The sequence below is a fragment of the Fructilactobacillus sp. YLN 2412 genome, assembly GCF_059488745.1.
Genome location: NZ_CM183165.1, coordinates 856,251 through 876,331 on the forward strand (window position 1 = coordinate 856,251; position 20,081 = coordinate 876,331).

The 20,081-nt window shown below is 32.2% G+C and carries 18 protein-coding genes and 1 other annotated feature; of the genes, 2 read left to right on the forward strand and 16 right to left on the reverse strand.

The window, feature by feature from the left end; translation table 11 throughout:
- Positions 1 to 18: 18 nt before the first annotated feature.
- From AC0GLR_RS04260 to ezrA, 16 genes are all read right to left on the reverse strand, one after another.
- Complete coding sequence (locus AC0GLR_RS04260; RefSeq protein WP_495604237.1) at positions 19 to 1,257, reverse strand: competence/damage-inducible protein A; 1,239 nt, start codon at positions 1,255 to 1,257, stop codon at positions 19 to 21.
- A gap of 27 nt (positions 1,258 to 1,284) precedes the next feature.
- Positions 1,285 to 1,872 carry a CDP-diacylglycerol--glycerol-3-phosphate 3-phosphatidyltransferase gene (gene pgsA, locus AC0GLR_RS04265; protein WP_495604238.1) on the reverse strand — a complete coding sequence of 196 codons (588 nt, stop codon included), beginning with the start codon at positions 1,870 to 1,872 and terminating at the stop codon, positions 1,285 to 1,287.
- A 63-nt stretch (positions 1,873 to 1,935) separates the two neighbouring features.
- A complete protein-coding gene (locus AC0GLR_RS04270) occupies positions 1,936 to 2,832 on the reverse strand; it encodes a helix-turn-helix domain-containing protein (RefSeq protein WP_495604239.1) in 897 nt (298 codons plus the stop codon).
- A 67-nt stretch (positions 2,833 to 2,899) separates the two neighbouring features.
- Positions 2,900 to 4,195 carry an EF-P 5-aminopentanol modification-associated protein YfmH gene (gene yfmH / locus AC0GLR_RS04275; RefSeq protein WP_495604240.1) on the reverse strand — a complete coding sequence of 432 codons (1,296 nt, stop codon included), beginning with the start codon at positions 4,193 to 4,195 and terminating at the stop codon, positions 2,900 to 2,902.
- The gene (gene yfmF / locus AC0GLR_RS04280) at positions 4,188 to 5,450 is read right to left on the reverse strand and encodes an EF-P 5-aminopentanol modification-associated protein YfmF (RefSeq protein WP_495604241.1); all 1,263 of its coding nucleotides are present in this window, start codon (positions 5,448 to 5,450) and stop codon (positions 4,188 to 4,190) included. Before yfmF ends, yfmH begins: the two co-directional genes overlap by 8 nt.
- A 63-nt stretch (positions 5,451 to 5,513) precedes the next feature.
- The gene (gene minD / locus AC0GLR_RS04285; RefSeq protein WP_495604242.1) at positions 5,514 to 6,311 is read right to left on the reverse strand and encodes a septum site-determining protein MinD; all 798 of its coding nucleotides are present in this window, start codon (positions 6,309 to 6,311) and stop codon (positions 5,514 to 5,516) included.
- A 2-nt stretch (positions 6,312 to 6,313) separates the two neighbouring features.
- The gene (locus AC0GLR_RS04290) at positions 6,314 to 6,991 is read right to left on the reverse strand and encodes a septum site-determining protein MinC (protein WP_495604243.1); all 678 of its coding nucleotides are present in this window, start codon (positions 6,989 to 6,991) and stop codon (positions 6,314 to 6,316) included.
- 14 nt (positions 6,992 to 7,005) lie between these two features.
- On the reverse strand, positions 7,006 to 7,530 hold the full coding sequence (mreD, locus tag AC0GLR_RS04295) for a rod shape-determining protein MreD (protein ID WP_495604244.1): 525 nt from the start codon (positions 7,528 to 7,530) through the stop codon (positions 7,006 to 7,008).
- A 13-nt stretch (positions 7,531 to 7,543) separates the two neighbouring features.
- On the reverse strand, positions 7,544 to 8,389 hold the full coding sequence (mreC, locus tag AC0GLR_RS04300) for a rod shape-determining protein MreC (RefSeq protein WP_495604245.1): 846 nt from the start codon (positions 8,387 to 8,389) through the stop codon (positions 7,544 to 7,546).
- Positions 8,390 to 8,445: 56 nt separating this feature from the next.
- Complete coding sequence (locus tag AC0GLR_RS04305) at positions 8,446 to 9,450, reverse strand: rod shape-determining protein (protein ID WP_495604246.1); 1,005 nt, start codon at positions 9,448 to 9,450, stop codon at positions 8,446 to 8,448.
- 130 nt (positions 9,451 to 9,580) lie between these two features.
- On the reverse strand, positions 9,581 to 10,879 hold the full coding sequence (locus tag AC0GLR_RS04310) for a bifunctional folylpolyglutamate synthase/dihydrofolate synthase (RefSeq protein WP_495604247.1): 1,299 nt from the start codon (positions 10,877 to 10,879) through the stop codon (positions 9,581 to 9,583).
- 54 nt (positions 10,880 to 10,933) lie between these two features.
- Positions 10,934 to 13,603 carry a valine--tRNA ligase gene (locus AC0GLR_RS04315; protein WP_495604248.1) on the reverse strand — a complete coding sequence of 890 codons (2,670 nt, stop codon included), beginning with the start codon at positions 13,601 to 13,603 and terminating at the stop codon, positions 10,934 to 10,936.
- A gap of 46 nt (positions 13,604 to 13,649) precedes the next feature.
- Positions 13,650 to 13,854 (reverse strand) — a binding site (T-box leader).
- 38 nt (positions 13,855 to 13,892) lie between these two features.
- Entirely contained in the window at positions 13,893 to 14,390 is a 498-nt protein-coding gene (gene tpx, locus AC0GLR_RS04320) for a thiol peroxidase (protein WP_495604249.1), read from the reverse strand.
- A 14-nt stretch (positions 14,391 to 14,404) separates the two neighbouring features.
- Positions 14,405 to 15,628 (reverse strand): tRNA uracil 4-sulfurtransferase ThiI, encoded by a 1,224-nt coding sequence (gene thiI / locus AC0GLR_RS04325; RefSeq protein ID WP_495604250.1) that lies wholly within the window; start codon positions 15,626 to 15,628, stop codon positions 14,405 to 14,407.
- A 28-nt stretch (positions 15,629 to 15,656) separates the two neighbouring features.
- Positions 15,657 to 16,802: a cysteine desulfurase family protein gene (locus tag AC0GLR_RS04330; protein WP_495604251.1), complete on the reverse strand. Its 1,146-nt coding sequence runs from the start codon at positions 16,800 to 16,802 to the stop codon at positions 15,657 to 15,659.
- Positions 16,803 to 16,858: 56 nt separating this feature from the next.
- Complete coding sequence (gene ezrA / locus AC0GLR_RS04335; protein ID WP_495604252.1) at positions 16,859 to 18,571, reverse strand: septation ring formation regulator EzrA; 1,713 nt, start codon at positions 18,569 to 18,571, stop codon at positions 16,859 to 16,861.
- 333 nt (positions 18,572 to 18,904) lie between these two features.
- Between ezrA and rpsD the strand changes: the two genes are divergently transcribed.
- On the forward strand, positions 18,905 to 19,510 hold the full coding sequence (rpsD, locus tag AC0GLR_RS04340) for a 30S ribosomal protein S4 (protein WP_495604253.1): 606 nt from the start codon (positions 18,905 to 18,907) through the stop codon (positions 19,508 to 19,510).
- 101 nt (positions 19,511 to 19,611) lie between these two features.
- On the forward strand, positions 19,612 to 20,073 hold the full coding sequence (locus AC0GLR_RS04345) for a YueI family protein (RefSeq protein WP_495604254.1): 462 nt from the start codon (positions 19,612 to 19,614) through the stop codon (positions 20,071 to 20,073).
- Positions 20,074 to 20,081: the final 8 nt, after the last annotated feature.

Below are 20,081 nucleotides of genomic sequence, written 5' to 3' on the forward strand. Positions count from 1 at the left end.
AGTTATTTCTTAAAAAAACTATTTAAAATTATCATAAATCATTTTAAAACCAGTTTTAGTAGCATAGTCACGAACTTCATTTCGGGCTTTAGCAAAATTAACACTTTTAGTTAAAACTTCTCCATCCGGTAAGGCTAGTCCAACCCAAAAGAACCCAGCTGGATGACCTTCTAATTCGTTAGGGCCAGCTACCCCCGTAAATGACACCGCAATATCAGTTTTCATTTTACTTTGAGCATTTTGAGCCATATAAGTTGCTGTTTCTTTAGAAACTACCCCATACTTATTAACAATTTCAGCCGGAATCTCTAACATTTGCTCCTTAGCTGTTGCAGAATATGTTACAAAACCACCAGGAAATACTTCCGAAGCTCCAGAAACATTACCAATACGACTTTGAAACATTCCACTAGTAAGTGATTCTGCTGCAGTAATGGATAAATGCTTTTCTTTCAACAAATCCACAGCAACCTTTGCAAGTGAATTATCATCGCCCCAGCCGTAAAAATACGTTCCCACGATTTCCATAACTTTTTTTACCATATCAGCAATTAAAGAATTAACTTCCTGTTTTGTCCGTCCACTAGCTGTAATTCTCAAAGTGACTTCATTTCGTTTAGCATATGTTGCAAGGGTTGGATTAGTTTGGTTATCAATTAATGGCTTTAAATCTTTTTCTAACTCTGTTTCACCAATTCCAAAGAATCGCATTACTTTAGAATCTATTACTGTATTTCCATGAGTAAGTTTAGCAAGAATTGGTAATGCATATTTGTTAAACATAAACTGCATTTCTACTGGAGGTCCAGGAAGTACCAAATAATCACAATTGGGTGTCTTTAAAAACATCCCAACCGCAAATCCTTTTTCGTTAGGAAGTACAGTCGCTCCTTCAATATATTTCGCCATCATATCAGCATTGACTGGTTTACCTAATTCATAAGATTCATAAAATTGATTAATCTTTGTCAGTGCTTTTTCATCAGTTGTAAGATTTAGACCAAGATGTTTCGCCAAAACAAGTTTAGTAATATCATCCTCAGTTGGACCTAACCCCCCAGTTAAAACAACTAAATTACTACGTCCTTCTGCTAATGAAATTGTTTCATTAAGTCGTTGATAGTTATCACCAACCGTATCTTGGAAGTAAACATCCACTCCTAAATTAGCAAGATTACGTGCAACAAAGGGTGCACTTGTATCCACAATTTCACCCAATAAAATTTCAGTTCCTACGGTTATAATTTCAGCATTCATATAGTGTACCTCTCATTACATTATTAATTAAAATGAATCAGCAAAAACTTTTCTATTTTTCACAAAATATTCAATCCCTGAATAAACTGCTGCAATTAATGCAATATACAAACAAATTTGTCCAGCAGGAATATCAAGATTAGCAAAAAACACGTTGTTTAGTAATAAAACAATAATTGAAATCATTTCAAAAAATGTTTTGACTTTACCAGACCAAGCAGCGGCAACCACTTCACCATCATTTTGGACAATAATTAATCTTAAACCAGTAACTGCTAATTCTCGACAAACGATAATCGCTGCAATCCAAGCTGCAACGTTGTTAGAACTAACACCTACTAGCATAATAAAAGCTGTCATAACAATCATCTTATCCGCTAATGGATCTGCAAATTTTCCAAAATTTGTAACTAAGTGCTGTCTTCGTGCAATTTGCCCATCCAAAAAGTCAGTAAGTGCAGCAATGACAAAAACAAGTGCCGCTAATATCTGGGTAACGGGAATCATAGTTCCTGCTACCATCAGATTTCCCATTTTCCACGGAACTGATAATAAAAGTAAAAAAACTGGTATTAAAATAATTCTAAACATTGTTAATTTATTTGGTAAATTCATTATTTTCCCCCAATACATAACCAAATAACGATCTGTCATTAAAGCAAACAGATCGTTACATTTTTATTTAGTAAATTTAAGATTCATATCTCTTTGTTGTGCATCTTGTCCCTGTGCTGGAGCAGGCAAAGTAATTTGTTTGTCATTTAATTTCACACTTGAAACTGGAGCATTTGTCATATGAACATTAACATCAGTAGTATTAGCAGGAATATCTACAGTATGTCCGGCGTTAACATCTAAATCCCCCTGCCAAACTTGATTACCATTTATTTTGACTACTGTATTTGCTTTTTGACTAGCACTTAAATCAAGCTTTGAAGTAGTTTTACCAGTTTTAACGGTAAAATCAGATGTACTTCCATTAACTGGAGTTATTTCAGTTTTATCATTATTCTTGGTAGCTTTTTTTGCTTTATTATTAGATTTTTTCTTAGAATCATCATTTGAAACCGTAACCTTAGAATTTGTAGGAGCAGAACTACTACTATCTTTTTGAGTTTTACTAATCGCTATCCAAACAACTGCAACTACAACTATTAAAATCACAAAAAGACCAAACAATGGCAAATACTTTTTTTTATTTAAACTTTTTTCACGATCCTTAACCGATGGAGTAACCACTCGTGATGGTCTTGAATCAGATGAACTCGTACTTCTTTCATTTTTAACTGGTTCCATATTCTTCTTTACTTCAGCTGGTTTAGACTTAGTTAAATTATAACTATCTATTAATTGTTCTCCATCTAAACCAACTGCATTAGCAAATTGACGGACAAATGCACGAACATAAAATTTACCCGGTAATGAATTAAAATCATTATTTTCAATATCAACTAAATACTTCTTTTGAATTTTGGTCTTCTTTTGTAACTCGTCAATTGATAACCCAGCTTTGATACGAGCAGCTTTTAATTCACTGCCTATGCTTAATTTTGGATCTTTATTTTCTTCAGTCATTATTACAACTCCGTTTTATTTATTTAATGTCAGTATATCACAAGAAATCATGTTACGAAATCAAGCCCTATTCGATGATATTAATTGTTTTACTACTATCAGAAAAAAATTTTTGCACAAAATCAATCACTTGTGTAAATTTCATTTCGCTAATCATATCTATCTCATCAAATAAGTTGGTATAACCATTTAAAGCATCTCCCATTTGATTAGCTGTTTCAGAAACTGAATTCATCATAGCAATATGATCACCAATTTCTTCATTTTTAATCAATTCAAACTGATTAAAAACCAACTTAGGATTATTTAAGACACGTTTAATTTCAGTCATGATTTGTTGACAAAATTTTTCTGGTTCTTTTGTATCAGCAGCAAAAATAATAAATTGATATCCAGATTCCATCTCAAAATCATAACCAAATGATTCGTTAATCACATGATCATTGTAAAGTTGTTGATAAATCTCTGAATCCTCTGAAAAAACCATTTCTAAAAACATCCCCATTGCCAATTCGTTTCTAGCAAACTGTTTTCCAAAAGTTTGAGGATATGATCCACGAATACCTAAAGCAACTTTAGGAGTTTCTAATTGCATTGACGTATGGTTAAAAGAAATTGGTTTTGAAGATTCAATTTGCTGATTAACCTTCTTTTTTAGTTGGTTAACTACTTCCATATTACCTAAATTTGTTAAATTAAGCTCTTTTTCCTTTTGAGAAATAGTATTCATTACCTGTTCAACATCAATATTACCTACCAACACAAAATTAAGATTAGCAGCCAGATAATATTCGTAATATGTATTATACAAGTCTGTTTCGCTAATTTTTGCAATGGAATCTACACTACCAGCAATATCCATACTTAAGGGAGAGTTGGGATATAAATTAGCAATTGTATCAAAATAAAGTCGTGAACTCGGTTCATCTTGATACATCAAAATTTCTTGACCAATGATTCCTTGTTCTTTAGCAATTTTATTAGAATCAAAATATGGTTTTTGAACCAAATCAAATAAAACATCAATATTTTCTCGAATTTTATTAGTTGCCGAAAATAAATAACTAGTTTGATTAAAACTGGTAAAAGCATTATTTTCAGAACCATATTTCGCAAAAATATTACTACTATCATAATTTTTTTTGTCAAACATTTTGTGTTCTAAAAAATGTGCAATCCCAGCAGGCATTTGAATATCTTTATCATCATGTCTAATTAAATTATTAATTGAGCCAAAATCAGCTGTTAAGATTCCATAAGCTGAATTAAATGAAGGCTTTGGATTTATAATAACTTTCATTCCGTTATCAAGAACTTGATCATATACCGTTTCATTAAATCTTGAATAAAAATTTTTATGCATTATTTTCACCTTTTAAGAAAAAAACTGCTTTCAATTTTAACATTCTTGCTACTTTTGCAATATCTTTTTTACTAATCTTATTAATATTATTAATCCACTTATCTTTGGTAATTGTTTGCTGTAATATTGACTCAATAAAGATATTATTTAAAATTTGTCGTTCACTATCATATTTAGTTAAATAATCAGATATCATTAACAATTTAATCTTTTTTAGTAAATCATCAGAATATTTCATTTGAATAATTGATTCTATTTGCTTAGCAATCATTTTTCTCACTTGATGGTAATTAGCTCCATCAATTCCACTTTGAATCGTTAAATAACCTAACGTAGATTTATAACTACTATTAATGTAATATGCAAGGCTCTGTTTTTCTCGAATATTAGTAAACATCAATGATAATGGAGACCCGCCCAAAATTGCATTCATAATTAAAACAGCATAATAATCAAGATTCATTATCGAGACTGGAATTTCATAAGCTAAATTTAAAATTGATTGTTGTTGTTGCACAACTTCTGTCTTCTCTTTCAATTTAGAACTATTTTGCAATTTAATAATAGAAGATGCTGTTGCTTTCCGAGGTTTAAATTTAAGTTGTTGTTGAATTTTTTTTAGTTGTGAACTAGATAAATTCCCTAAAATAGAAACAAAAATTTCGTTGTGATCTAACATCCAGCGATAATAATCAGCAGTATCCTTACTATTAACTTTTTGAAGTCTATGTGCATCGCCAAAAATTAACTTAGCATTTTGAGGATTGTCTGCAAAATAAAGTTTTCTTAATTCCTTAGCAGCATAATATTTTTTATTATCATCTAAATTTTGTAAATAATTAATTAAATTTTGTTGATGCAGTTTAAATATTTGATCAGGATATTGATCAGCTACAAAATATGGATTAAAAATCATTTCATGCAAAAATTCAGCGATTTGTTGAGTTAAATCAGTATTATTTGGCAAATATTCATCGTTTACAAAACTAATAAATATTCGTAAAACGGCCATTTCCCCAATTTTGAAGACGTTAGTCCCAAATTGTGCTCCGTACATTTTAGCTAGTTTTTGAGCAACTTTTAATTTTGAATTATATTTGTGACTATAATTTTCAAGCATCTCTGCGACCATAGTTCGTTGCTCTAAATTATTATCACTAAGGGGTTCTACAAAATCAATTGTAATTACAATACTTTTAAATTTTTTGCTTTTTTTGCAATTAAAATGAACTCCAGCTTTTGATTTTGCTTCCATATTTTATACCTCTCCAAAAATAAAAAAATTCCTTAGATTTAATTCTAAGGAACTAATATTTATTTACTTAAATATTTGTTTAAGTTTTGTCCAGAATCCTTCTTTTTTCGGTTTTATTAACATTAATGGAACCGTCTCTCCTAATAACCGACGTGCAATATTACGATATCCTTCAGAAGCAGGATTATCGGGATCTAAAACAATTGGCTCCCCATGGTTAGAAGTTGAAATAACTTTATCGTCATCAATTACAATTCCAAGTAATTTGATTCCTAAATGATGAGTAATTTCATCAACATCCATTACGTCACCATTATCCATCATATTAGGACGAATTCGATTAATCACTAATTGTGGTGCTTCTTTCATGGGATGTTTTTCCAATAATCCTACCACTCGATCTGCATCTCTAACTGCAGAAATTTCTGGGGTAGTAACAATAATCGCACTATCAGCACCAACAACTGCATTAAGAAATCCTTGCTCAATTCCCGCAGGACAATCAATTAAAACAAAATCAAATTTTGGCTTTAATTCATCAACAATTTTCTTAACTTGTTCTTCTGTCAAAGCAGTTTTATCAGTATTTTGGGCTGCTGGCAACAAATAAAAATTATCATCAAATCGTTTATCTTTTACCAAAGCCTTAACCAATGGAACTTTTCCTTTAGCAACATCTACAATATCGTACATAATCCGATTATCAAGACCTAAAACTACATCAAGATTTCTGAGACCGATATCTAAATCCATCAAACATACTTTTTTTCCCATCAAAGCTAATGCAGTTCCAATATTTGCAGAAGTGGTTGTCTTACCTACTCCACCTTTACCAGAAGTAATTACGATTGCTTCACCCATTATCACATTCCCCCAATTCTACTAAAGAATTTTGGACTAATTTCTTTTATATTATCCAAATTACTATAAGTAATACTATGTAAATCATTCACATAAAGAACTGTCCTTACATCATCAGCAATTTCATCATGTTTGTCCGCAATAATTTCAATTTGTTCACCAATTCTAACTTGTTGAGCATTATGAAAATTGCCAATTGCCAATTTGCTTTCATCTACAGGAAATCCAACCTGAATAATTCCTTCAACATCACCCATACAAAATAAATTACCATTTGTAACTAGTTTTCCACCTTCGTGAATTTTACCTAAAAACAAAACATCACCTTTGACGCGTAAATCTTGTCCATTTCGGATAATTTGATCAACAATAGTTACACGATTTTCGTCTCTAAGATGATAAGCTTCATCATTAGACATTACATCTGCACTGAAACCATTAATAGTTAAATTATGATATTTTTTTACAATCTCACGTAATACTTGTTTTTGATTTACAGATAATGCTCGATTACCAGTCAGAATATCAAAAGACATCCCTTTTTTCTCATCATAATCTCTACCGCTAATTAAATGGTTTAAAAGACCTTCAAATTCATTTTCTATATCTTCAAAACTACCAGAATCATCTAAAATAATCTGAAAACCATTTTGAGTTCCCTTTAATACAACACTTTTCATATCTCATTCAGCTCCTATTGTCTATAATGATCAAACAATAAATTAACTGGATAATAAAGTACCAAAAAGATAATTAAATTCAGTAATAATGTCGGACCAAATGCAAATGCCATAAAATGAACACCAGAAAAATATACAAGATGTCCCATTCTACCGCCTGCATATCCTAATACTAACACAATGATTATATCAATAAGATAAATCATAGTAGAACTAACAATGTTTTCATCAACATATCTCAGAATCAGTCTAGTGATATAAACCACTAAAGGAAAGATAAACATTGAGATACCAATGACTCCAATATAATATGAATCATACAAGGCACCAATTCCAAATGCCCACCAATATATATGAATATTATCATCTTGATGTGTAAATAAAACAGTATAAACAAGCCAAAGAACAACTAGATAAGGAACCATTGGAAACTTTCCTGCTAATTGGTAAGAGAAAATATGCATAATTGATCCTTCAAGGATAAAAGAAATTAATAATCCAATTGGAAACAATAATCGATATTTTGATTTTTTAAACATAATAAAACTCCTACTAATCCTTACCGACTACAGTAACAACATCAATATTTCTAGTGTCGGCAGCTGGTTTAATGTTAATTTGTTCCGAAATCCCATTAGCAGTACCAGAAACTCCCGAAACTGTCCCAACAAATAATCCCTGTGGTGTAACTCCACCTAGGCCACTTGTCATAACTTTAGATCCACGTTTGATTTTACCATTAGAAGTCAGACTTCCCATCTCTAATTCATTTTTGGCATTATTGTAGCCAGAAATCAATCCATTAACTGGTGTTTTTTTATCATCAACTTGAACGGCAAAACTACTTGCCGAATCACCACTATCAGTAATAAGTTCTACTTTACTATTAGTTTTATTAACTTCGCTAATCCGACCAACTAAACCTTTATTAACAATTACAGACATATTTTTTTTAATACCGGCCATTGATCCCTTATTAATAATTAATTGTTGTTGCCAATTAGATGGGGTTCTAGCCATGACAGCCGCATTTACTTTTGTATATCCAGTTAATGTTTTATTCAAATCTAATTGTTGCTTTAGTTGTTGATTTTCTTTGTTTAAAGCATGATTACGAACATCAGTTGCTTGAACTTTTTGTACTTTTGACTTTAAATAATTATTTTCATGATAAGTATTAATTAAATCTTTGGTTGACCCAAATAATTTTTCGACACCATTGGCAGGAACACTAATAACTCTTTGACCCAAACCCGCAACATCATTCCCAATCATTTGAATAAAGGTTGGTGTTCCTTTTTTGTCACGAATGGCCGCAGTTCCACCAATTAAACCGATACTTAACACCAAACAAATAACTAATATTACTAAGTTTCGGCTAGAAAAGATCTTGTGCATAAAAATCCCCCAATAAGTATTTAAAACAAATAAGCGGGTAGGCCCGCTTATAAGAATTATTTTTTCTTCATTACTTCGATACTTTTAAGTGATTCACCAGTTCCCTTTGCAACACAATCTAATGGATCTTGTGCAACCGAAACAGGTACTTTAGTTTCATCGGCAATCACATCAGACAAATTCTTTATTAAAGCTCCGCCACCTGTCAAAACAATCCCATGATCAACGACATCGGCCGATATTTCTGGAGAAGTAGCTTCTAAAGTCTCTTTAATTGCTGTAACAATTTCCATTAAATCTTCATGAATAGCAATTGCTATATCTTCAGCTGTAACCTCAGTAGATTTTGGAAGACCAGTTAACAAATCACGTCCTCTAACTGTTTCACTTCCCATTTCTTTAGACTTTTCAATCGAAGCTGACCCAATTTTCATTTTAATATTTTCAGCAGTTGGAGTTCCAATCAACAAATTATAATTTTTGCGAATATAAGAAACAATTGCATCATTTAATTTATCGCCAGCCATTCTAACTGAACGGGAAGAGACAATTCCACCTAAAGAAATCGTAGCTACATCAGTAGTTCCACCACCAATATCAACTACCATACTACCTGTAGGATCCATAACAGGAAGTCCTGCACCTATTGCAGCTGCAAATGGTTCTTCGATTACATAGGCATCACGTGCACCAGCAACTCTAGTAGCATCAATTACAGCTCTTTTTTCGACAGTAGTTATCCCACTTGGAACACAAACCATTACATATGGTTTTGCACCATGATTACCAAGTGCCTTTTCAATATAGTATTTTAACATTGCAACAGTAGTATCGTAGTCAGCAATCACACCATCTTGCATAGGTCGAATAACATCAATACTTGCTGGTGCTCTTCCAATCATTGCTTCAGCTTCATTACCCACTGCTACAATATCACCAGATTTGGTGTTTTTGGCAACAACAGAAGGCTCGCGAAGAACAATTCCTTTACCGTCAACATAAACTAACGTGTTGGCAGTTCCCAAATCTACTCCAATATTTTTAGTTCCTAATCCAAACAAAACGTTCATCCCTTATCAATATTTATTTTAATTAATTTTCAATTTAATACACTAAGTATACCATATTGAATGCAGTTTAAAACCAAGATTACTCTTCTGAATATTTTAATAGTTGGTTATTTTTTATATTTTATTTTAACAAAAAATTACGGACTTCTGAAATAAATAGTAATGACCCCGTAACTACTAATACACTATTGTTGTTAGATAATGTCTTAAGTTTATTCTCACTAATTGCTTGCTTCCAATCTTTTATAAAATTAGTTTGATAATAATTTTCGGTACTAAAGTCAGCACTTAATCGAGAACCATTTCGATTAAATCGCGTTAAGGTTAATTTAACATTAGGTACTTTTTGTGTAATTTCAACCATTTCATCGTATTGTTTGTCCGCAAAAATTGCCATTACTAAATAAATATTATCGTAATTTAATTGTTTTAATGAATTCAACAACTGCTTTATAGCCGGAACATTGTGAGCACCATCGATGATGGTTGCTGGTGAATTACTAATCAATTCCATTCTACCAATCCACTTTGTTAGTCTGATTCTGTTTTTAATATTATTTATAACATCTTGTTTTTTCAAGGCTAAATATTTTTTGACAAACACCCAAAAAGCTTCAATTGCAACAACAGCATCCTCCATTTCAAAATTACCCAACATAGATGTTTTAATTTTAGAAATTACTAAATCATCATTTATAAAATCAAAATTATTTTTATCAATTTTTTTTAAATAAAAATCATCATTAATTTTATAAATTGGACTATTAACTACTACCCCACGTTGATAAATAATTGATTTTACTTTATCTGGAACAACACCTACGACAGTTGGAATTTTACTTCGCATTATACCGACCTTATCAGCTGCAATTAATTTAATATTATTTCCAAGAATATTCATATGATCCATGCCAATGGTAGTAATAATAGTCATTAAAGAATTATCATTTACATTTGTAGAGTCACTTTGACCGCCAATCCCTGCTTCTACCAAAGCAATATCAACATTTTTACTAGCAAAATAAAGATACATCATGGCAGTAATCAACTCAAACTCAGATGGTCCCAATTCTGGTTTTTGGTCATCAATTTTGTCTACCAATGGTTTGATTTTTTGAATTAATTTTACTAACTCTTCATTACCAATAGAATCACCATTAATCCTAATTCTTTCGTTAAAATTAATCATAAATGGTGAGGTAAATTCTCCTACTTGTAAATCAATTCCTTGAAAAAGTTCGCTAAGATATGCTACTACTGAACCTTTCCCATTAGTTCCAACAATATGAATTACCTTTAAATTTTTTTGTGGATTTCCAAGTAGTTCTAGTAGTTGGTTAATTCTTTTTTGGGTTGCTTCTTTTTTAATCCGCGGACGAGAATGAATATAAGCAAGAGCGGATTCATAAGTTTCAATCAAAATAGTTTCCTTTCTAAAACAAGCCTAGCATCTCTGCTAGGCTTGTTTTAATTACTAGTTTTCATTTAAAGCAGCTTGAACATCAGCTAACCGTTTTTTAGCAGCCGCTAACTTGTTCTTATTATCAACCTGTTTTTCTTTTTGTTCTTGTACAACTGCTTTAGGTGCATTATCTACAAATTTTTTATTAGCTAGTTTATGCTCAGCACGTTCTACTTCGGACTCAAATTTTTTAACTTCTTTTTCAAGTCGTTTAACTTCATCATGCAAATCAATTAATTCTGCTAAAGGAATACTAATTTCTGCATCAGTAATCACTGAGGTCATCGCTAAATTAGGCACATCAAGATTAGCACCAATTTCTAACTTACTAGGATGTCCAAATCGATCAATATATTCTCGATTATTTTCCAATACATTTTTTAAATCACTATCAGTAGTTTTAACCAAAATGTCAACTGGACTACCTAATGGTGCATTAGCCTCTGCTCTAATATTGCGAACAGCTTTGATTGTTTCAATCAAATGCCCCATATCTGACTCGGCTTGTTCATTAACAAAATCATCATGTGTTTCCGGATATTTCGCCACTACTAATGATTCACCAACATGTGGCATTGATAACCAAATTTTTTCAGTTACAAATGGCATTACTGGATGTAAAAGTCGTAAAATTTGATCAAGAACATACGCCAAAACATTTCTAGTATTATGTTTAGCTTTCTCGTCATCACCAGTTAATGTCTCTTTACTCATTTCAATATACCAATCACAAAAGTCATTCCAAATAAAATCATAAAGATTACGATTAGCCTCACCAAAGTTGAACTTATCATAATTTTCTTTAACATTTGCAATTACCTTATTAAGTTTAGCTAGAATCCATTTATCAGCTAAATTCCAATCTTTTGAATTGGGCAATTGAGGTTCTTTCATATCACCCAAATTCATAATTACATATCGACTAGCATTCCAAATCTTATTTACAAATTTCCAGGAAGAATCCATCTTGTCATAACTAAACCGTTCATCTTGACCAGGTGTAGTTCCAGTAGAAAGTGACCAACGTAATGCATCAGCACCATATTTCTCAATCACATCCATCGGATCAATCCCGTTCCCAAGCGATTTACTCATTTTACGTCCTTGTTCGTCACGAATCAGACCATGTAATAAGACATTCTTAAATGGACGACGACCAGTAAAATGTAAACTTTGGAAAATCATACGAGAAATCCAGAAAAACACTAAATCATATCCGGTTACCATGGTTGAAGTTGGAAAATAACGTTTAAAATCTTCAGAATTTGTATCTGGCCAACCCATAGTAGTAAAAGGCCATAATCCGGATGAAAACCAAGTATCTAACACATCTGGATCTTGTTCCCAATTTTCGAGATCTTTGGGGGCAGTTTCTCCAACATAAATTTCACCGGTCTTTTTATTATACCAGGCTGGGATACGATGTCCCCACCATAATTGCCGGGAAATAACCCAATCATGAACATCTTCCATCCATTGGTCAAAAGTATGTTCAAACCGTTCTGGAACAAAGTTAACAGCATCATCAGTTTTTTGATTTTCCATTGCTTTTTTAGCTAATGGTTTCATTTTTACGAACCATTGAGTAGACAGTCGAGCTTCAACTTGAACCCCAGTCCTTTCAGAATGACCAACTGCATGAACAATTGGATCAATCTTGATGATATCATCTGCTTGTTTTAAATCTTCAACCATTGCTTTTCGTGCATCGAATCGATCCATGCCTTCATACTTACCAGCATTTTCATTCATTGATGCATCTTCATTCATAGTATTAATTTCAGCTAAATCATGTCGCTTACCAACTTTAAAATCATTAGGATCATGTGCTGGAGTGATTTTAACCATTCCAGTTCCAAATTGTTGATCAACATAATGATCTGCAATGATTGGAATTTTACGATTAACTAACGGTACAATTACTTCTTTTCCCACTAATTCTTTATATCTTTCATCGCTTGGATTAACTGCTACTGCAGTATCACCAAACATTGTTTCTGGTCTGGTAGTAGCAATTTCAATGTAATTTTTACCATTAAATTTTGTATCATCAGCAAATTTATATTTAACATGATAAAAGGCACCTTTATCATCTTTATGCTCAACTTCAATATCAGAAAGTGCTGTTCGTGCTTGTGGATCCCAGTTAATAATATATTTTGCTCGATAAATTAAACCTTGATTATAAAGGTCAACGAAAACTTTTCGAACCGCCTTAGAAACGTTATCATCCAAAGTGAATGTTTCACGATCATAATCTAATGATAACCCTAATTTAGCCCATTGATTATGAATAGTATCAGCAAATTTATCTTTCCAATCCCAAACTTGCTGAATGAACTTTTCTCGTCCTAAATCATATCGAGAAATTCCTTTTTCACGCAACATTGATTCAACTTTTGCTTGTGTTGCAATCCCAGCATGATCCATACCAGGAAGCCATAAAGTATCATAGCCTTCCATTCTTTTTTGTCTAATCAACATGTCTTGTAAAGTAGTATTCCAAGCATGCCCAAGATGCAATTTACCAGTTACATTTGGGGGAGGCAATACAATCGAATAAGGTTGTGCTTTGTGATTGCCACTAGGTTTGAAAACTCCTTCATTTAGCCATTTTTGATACATTCCTTTTTCAACTTCTTGAGGGTTGAATTTTGTTGACATTTCAATATTTTCTTCCATTCGAGTCACCTCTATTTTCATTTAAACAAAAAGCATCCATCCTAATCAATAGGACGAATGCTCGCGGTACCACCTAATTTGGATTATTAAAATAATCCCAACTCAAAACAGATAACGGTTTGACCCGATCATAACTACTAAATTCATTATGACTGCTAACAAGTTACATTTTAAAAACAACTTAAGAAATTCTCACCAACATTCTCTCGCTTAAAAGTTAATTTATAAAACCTCTTGCTCAAAGCATTTAATTTAATCCAATAATACTTAATTTTGTTCTATTAGTCAACTACTCAAAGAATTCTTTTATTTTTTCAATAACTTCTTTATATTTTGGCTGTCTAGCAACTTGGGGAACAATTTGTTCGTAAACTATTTCCCCATCAGCATTAATTAAAAATACAGCACGTGCTAAATGTTTAATTTCTGGAATATACAATTTCATTGCTTTCCCAAATGAGCCATCAAAATCAGACATAACTTCAAGATTATCTACTCCCTTAGCTGCACACCAATTTTTTTGATTTTCCAAAGTATCATTTGAAATTGTTACAAATCTTACATTAGGAAACTCATCAGCTTTTTTGTTAAACTTTTTGGTTTCAAGACTACAAGTCTCAGTGTCTAAATTAGGGACTGAACATAATACCATTGGTTTTCCCAATAAATCTTTCGTATTTATTTTATTTCCAGCAGCGTTTTCGACCGTAAATTCAGGTAATGCCTCGCCAACTTCTGGTGGATTCCCCAATAATTTAACTTTTTTTAAAAACATTTTAACTTCCATGATTATCACCTTTCTTAAAGCAATTCTGCGAAAACATCTTCTTGAGAATTTAAATAATTATCATCAACATTGATTTTAGAAACTTTGATTCCATCTAAAGCCGCCTGCATAAGCCCTTCAACATCAATGTTTTTCTCATATTTTCGTGTTTTTTCTAAATCAGGTTTAGTTTTGGGAGACGGAGGCGTGAAGATTGTACAACAATCTTCAAATGGCATTATTGATAAGTCATACGTATCTATATCTCTGGCAACTTTAATAATCTCTGTTTTATCTAATGATAACAATGGTCTCAAAACTGGCATCGTAGTTACATCGTTAATTGCACGCATACTTTCCAAAGTTTGTGAGGCAACTTGTCCTAAAGATTCACCAGTAAAAACACCATTACAATGTCTTTCAATCGTGATTGCAACTGCCAACCGTAGCATCATTCTACGTTGGATCGTCATTAAATATCCTTCTGGAACCTTTTCTTTGATTTCTTCTTGAATTTTAGTAAATGGCACTTGAATAAAATCCAATGTACCACTAAAGGCAGTTAATTTTACTGTCAAATCTTTAGCCTTGGCCAACGCCTGTTCACTAGTATAGGGAGGACTGTAAAAATGAATCATATCAATTTTCACGCCACGTTTCATTGCCATATAAGCTGCTACTGGAGAATCAATCCCACCTGACAACATCATAGTAGCTCGTCCCCCAGTTCCAACTGGCAATCCCAGCGAGCCAGGAATTGTTTCACTTGATAAATAAATTCCCGTTAACCTAACATCAATTCGCAAATTAATATCAGGATGTTTCATTTCAACGTTAATTTTATCAATATTATCTAATATATAGCTACCCACTCCATCATCAACACCATAAGTATTAAGTGGATAATCTTTATTCTGTCGATTAGTAGATATTTTGAAAGTATTTCCTGATTGATATTGTTCAGAAATCATTTGCAAAGCTGCTTCTTGGATCTCTTTTAATGAAGCATCTTTAGGTAATTTAACAACAGGAGAAAATGTTTCGATTCCAAAAACTTTACTTAAGGCTGATAAAACTGGTTTCGCATCTTGTCCATTTAAAATAACATGTAGCCGATCTCTTTGCGCTTTTACCTCAACACCATTAAAGCCCACCAAAACATTACGAATATTTTTACCTAATTGACGAATAAAATCTCGTCTATTTTTACCCTTAGTTGATAATTCACCATATCTGACCATGATTTCACTATATTTCATTCTGTCACATCCTTTCATATTTCTTGATTTAGCTTAAATGTTTAAATTTATCATAAAGTTTATCAAATACTTGGTTAAACTCATCAGCTTCAAAAAGTTGATTATTATCACCCAATGATACTCTTACAGCACTTTTAGAAATTTCATTAGGAATTCCCATTGCAGCAAGTGTTCCAGATGTTTCATCTTTTTTAGAAGAACAAGCACTAGTAGTCGAAATATAGATTTTTTCTTGTTCAAAGGCATGAACAATAGTTTCTCCCTTTACTCCTTCGATTGCAAAGCACAAAACATGAGGGGCAAAATGATTATTTAAACCAGAGAATACATCAACTTTTTCATATTTACTAATGTGATTATAAATTCGTTTTCGAATAGCCTGTTGTTTCTCAATACTTTTGGTTTCGTTTTCTTTAATAATACGAATTGCTTTGGCCATTCCCGCAATAGCAGGCAAATTTTCAGTCCCGCTTCGTTGCCCACGTTCTTGACCTCCCCCATCCATTAATGGATCAATTTTACGACCATTTCTACCGAAAACAAATCCAATTCCGCGTGGAGCATGAAACTTATGACCTGAAAAAGTAATAAAATCAACTCGATCATTAAAAATTAAATCATGAATTCCCTTTGCCATCCCTTGAACCGCATCAACGTGAAAATGAATCTTAGGATACTTTTTTAACACCTGTGCAATTTCATCTAATGGTTCAATGGTTCCAACCTCATTATTAACTGCCATGATGGAAACCAAAATAGTATCGGAACGAATTGCATCCGACAATTCACGGGCAGACACTCTTCCCTCGGTATCCACTGGAAGATATGTTATTTCAAAACCCAATTTTTCTAACATTTTCATTGAATTTTTTACAGCAGCATGCTCAATCTTAGTAGTGATAATGTGCTTACCAAATTCTTTTTTCTGCATTGCTGTACCTTTAATTACCCAGTTATCTCCTTCGGTTCCACCGCTAGTAAAATAAATCTCTGATGGAGAAACGCCAAGCAAGTCAGAAATTTGTTTTCTAGACTGTTGTAACAATAAATTAGCCTTTTCACCAAAATTATGCAGGCTTGATGGATTTCCCCAGAAATTTTCACTAACTTGATTGTAAGTTTTTAAAACATCGTCATCGACTTTGGTAGTAGCACTATTATCAAAATAAATCATTTTGAACCTTCTTTCTTCAAAAAACGATACCAGGCCAACAGACCTGGTATCTAGCATTATTTGTTGTTCTTGGCTTTGGTATTGTAATAATTATCTTCGATTCGTCTATAAGCTCCTGGTTCGACTTTATCAACCGCATTAGCAATTGTAGCTAAACTCTTATCGTAATGAAAGTCTTTATCAAACAAATGCTTAGCTTTTTTAATAGCAGATCCAATTTCAGGGTTACTATTCACATAGCGATTAGCGTACTGCATGACCTGTTCAGCTAAAACCGACTGATCAACTAAATCATCCGTTTTTTCTTGAAGTGTATCCCGATCTTTTTTAATTTGATTTAGTTGTTTATTAACATCGTCCATACTAATCTTAACTTTATTCATCGTAGAATTTAAATGATTAACCTCATCAGAAACAATTCCAAAATAATCAACATAATCATCAGCGATTCCAGGTAGATTCAAGTTTTCAATTCGACGTTGAATTGCATGCAACTCTGCTGTTAGATCAGCTAAAATTTGATGAGCTTCTTTTTCTTCAGCACTAAAATCAGCAATAGAATCATTTAATTTGATTTGTTGTTTTTCTATCCTAGTTAATTCAGCTTTGAACTTAACTATATTATCTAGAACATAAGAATATACTGCTGTACGGTTTTCAATTTTATTCAAATCCTGTTGGTGTTGTTGAGCAATCGAATCAATTTTTTGTCCCAAATCCTTAGCGCTTTCTATCTCCCCATGTTCCAAAGAATAGTTATGACTTAAGCGTTCTAACTCATTAGTTAAAGTAATATTTTGTTGTTTGGCATGTTGAATAAATTTTGTAATAACATTAATTTGTTTTTCAACTTTTACCCGTGCTTTCATTTCTTTTTCCATTTTATCATAAAGACCGTTAATTCGACTTTCAACTTCTTGATCTTGATCTTTTACTAATTCAATATCCAAATGTTTAATATTTTCAATATTATCTGCTACAGTCTCTTTGAGTTCCTTAAGTGAAATATCAAAATCATCATCCACAAAGCAAAATCCTTCTGCTTTCATTTTGGAATAAGCTGATTCAATTTCAGAAATTTGATTCTTATACTTAACGTTATTTAATTTAAATAATTCAGGAATAACTTTGATTATATTTTCAAGTTTGTTAGTTGCTTGATTTAAATCAAGCAATAATTTTTCAGCATTCTCGTGATCACCCTTTTTAGTTAAATCGGAAAAATCATTGAAGGTTCCTTCTATGGAAGAAAGCTGTTCCTCAAGTGCATCAATTGCAGGTCCAAATTCAGCATTCTTAGTCAACAATACTTTTCTTAATTGCTTATAACTTGCCTCTAAATCATCCACAGCCTGTTTATGTTCTTTATTCATTTTTTCAACATGCTCAAGAGTTGCTTGAATATTGTCAATTTTTTTTGCTGAATTTTCAAGAAGATAACTTGCTTGATCACATTCATCACGTGTTTTTAAAAAGTTAATTCCTTTAGCATTTTTACGTGCATTGGCTAATGCTCGATTAATTTTAGGAAATTCATGTTGACTAATTGACTGAAACTCTTTATAAGCGTCATCAACATCTTTTAAAGACGTTCCTGTCAATCCGATTTCCTTAACTTTTTTAAAACTCTCTTCTAGTTTAAGATTCTTCATTCTATTACTTTGTTTTTCCATTGCAACAGTTTGCTTGAGAAGATGTTTTTGGTAAAGAACAACAGAAACATAGATAATAATAATAATTACTAAGATACCAATAATGACATTGAGCATTTTATTTATCCGACCTTTAATTTTTTAGTTTATTTTAAAATAGAGTTGCTTATTCAACAAATTATACCATAAACATTATTATTTTGACTTTGAAAAATACTAAAGCAAAGCTTAATTATGTATATTTTATTGACTTTCGTTCTTAATACAAATACAATGGAGAATGTGTAAAATAATGCAGCGGTACATGGTAAGCTCGTCAACATATCTTTGCTATTTAATAGTTTAATTAGTAACCCACCGGCTGCTGAGGTGAAAGTTCTGAGAGATATGCACGAATACTAAGTGTACATCTATTATTTTACTCCAAACATTTTATTGGAGGAATTATTTATGTCAAGATATACAGGTCCAAGTTGGAGAATCTCTCGTCGTCTTGGAATTTCTTTGTCAGGTACTGGTAAAGAATTACAACGTCGTCCATATGCTCCTGGTGTTCACGGTCAAGGTCGTCGCCAAAAGTTGTCAGAATACGGTGTTCAATTACGTGAAAAACAAAAAATGCGTTACATGTATGGTTTAACTGAACGTCAATTTTATTCACTTTTCTTAAAAGCTGGTAAAATTCGTGAAGGTAAACATGGTGATAACTTTGAAATTTTACTTGAACAACGTTTAGATAATGTTGTTTATCGTTTAGGGTTAGCTACTACTCGTCGTCAATCCAGACAATTAGTTAATCATGGTCACATTACTGTTGATGGTAAACGTGTTGATATTCCATCATACGAAGTAAAACCAGGTCAAGTTATCGGAGTTCGTCAAAAATCTCAAGACATGGCTATTATTCAAGAAGCCGTTAAAGATGTTGTTAGTCGTCCTGCTTACGTATCCTTTGATGCTGATAAGCTTGAAGGTTCACTAACTAGACTTCCTCAACCAGATGAATTAAATGCAAATATTGATACTTCATTAATCGTTGAATACTACAACCGTTAATATTTAGTATTAAAAGAGCGACTCTCATATGAGGTCGCTTTTTGTATACATTTTTTTATAAATGTTACAATAAAATCATCAATTATTAAAGGAGATAACTTATGTCATCCGATAACGGAAATGTACAAAATCGACTTGATCAAGCCATCAATGGCGGAACACCTAAAATAAATCCAGATGAACAAAGAAAATATTTAGGTACGTTTAGAGAAAGAGTTGCACTCGCAATTAAAGTTGCGCAAGTTAGCAGTAAAGACGCTATTGCTCAAGTAGAAAAAATTATCCAGGAACATCCTAACTATACAATAATCATTAACGGTAATCTTCCAACCGAACAACAAAGTCCATATTTAAAAGCGGCTACCGCTAACAACGTAAAATTTACGTTGAGAACTGATAAAATTTATGAAACGAATCCAGATGATTATGGAATTATTATTGCTGCTCCGACAGCTATTCATATTGATAATATTGATTATCGATCTACCGAAGATCGCCACCCTTCGTCAGATAAATCAATTTCTAATAAAAAAAAATCTTTTTGGCAACGTTTATTTCATTAACAAAGAAG

Bases quoted from the DNA above. Each gene is read 5' to 3' on its own strand.
- AC0GLR_RS04260 (WP_495604237.1), bottom strand. From the start codon at position 1,257: ATGAATGCTGAAATTATAACCGTAGGAACTGAAATTTTATTGGGTGAA.
- pgsA (WP_495604238.1), bottom strand. From the start codon at position 1,872: ATGAATTTACCAAATAAATTAACAATGTTTAGAATTATTTTAATACCA.
- AC0GLR_RS04270 (WP_495604239.1), bottom strand. From the start codon at position 2,832: ATGACTGAAGAAAATAAAGATCCAAAATTAAGCATAGGCAGTGAATTA.
- yfmH (WP_495604240.1), bottom strand. From the start codon at position 4,195: ATGCATAAAAATTTTTATTCAAGATTTAATGAAACGGTATATGATCAA.
- yfmF (WP_495604241.1), bottom strand. From the start codon at position 5,450: ATGGAAGCAAAATCAAAAGCTGGAGTTCATTTTAATTGCAAAAAAAGC.
- minD (WP_495604242.1), bottom strand. From the start codon at position 6,311: ATGGGTGAAGCAATCGTAATTACTTCTGGTAAAGGTGGAGTAGGTAAG.
- AC0GLR_RS04290 (WP_495604243.1), bottom strand. From the start codon at position 6,991: ATGAAAAGTGTTGTATTAAAGGGAACTCAAAATGGTTTTCAGATTATT.
- mreD (WP_495604244.1), bottom strand. From the start codon at position 7,530: ATGTTTAAAAAATCAAAATATCGATTATTGTTTCCAATTGGATTATTA.
- mreC (WP_495604245.1), bottom strand. From the start codon at position 8,389: ATGCACAAGATCTTTTCTAGCCGAAACTTAGTAATATTAGTTATTTGT.
- AC0GLR_RS04315 (WP_495604248.1), bottom strand. From the start codon at position 13,603: ATGGAAGAAAATATTGAAATGTCAACAAAATTCAACCCTCAAGAAGTT.
- tpx (WP_495604249.1), bottom strand. From the start codon at position 14,390: ATGGAAGTTAAAATGTTTTTAAAAAAAGTTAAATTATTGGGGAATCCA.
- thiI (WP_495604250.1), bottom strand. From the start codon at position 15,628: ATGAAATATAGTGAAATCATGGTCAGATATGGTGAATTATCAACTAAG.
- AC0GLR_RS04330 (WP_495604251.1), bottom strand. From the start codon at position 16,802: ATGATTTATTTTGATAATAGTGCTACTACCAAAGTCGATGACGATGTT.
- ezrA (WP_495604252.1), bottom strand. From the start codon at position 18,571: ATGCTCAATGTCATTATTGGTATCTTAGTAATTATTATTATTATCTAT.
- rpsD (WP_495604253.1), top strand. From the start codon at position 18,905: ATGTCAAGATATACAGGTCCAAGTTGGAGAATCTCTCGTCGTCTTGGA.
- AC0GLR_RS04345 (WP_495604254.1), top strand. From the start codon at position 19,612: ATGTCATCCGATAACGGAAATGTACAAAATCGACTTGATCAAGCCATC.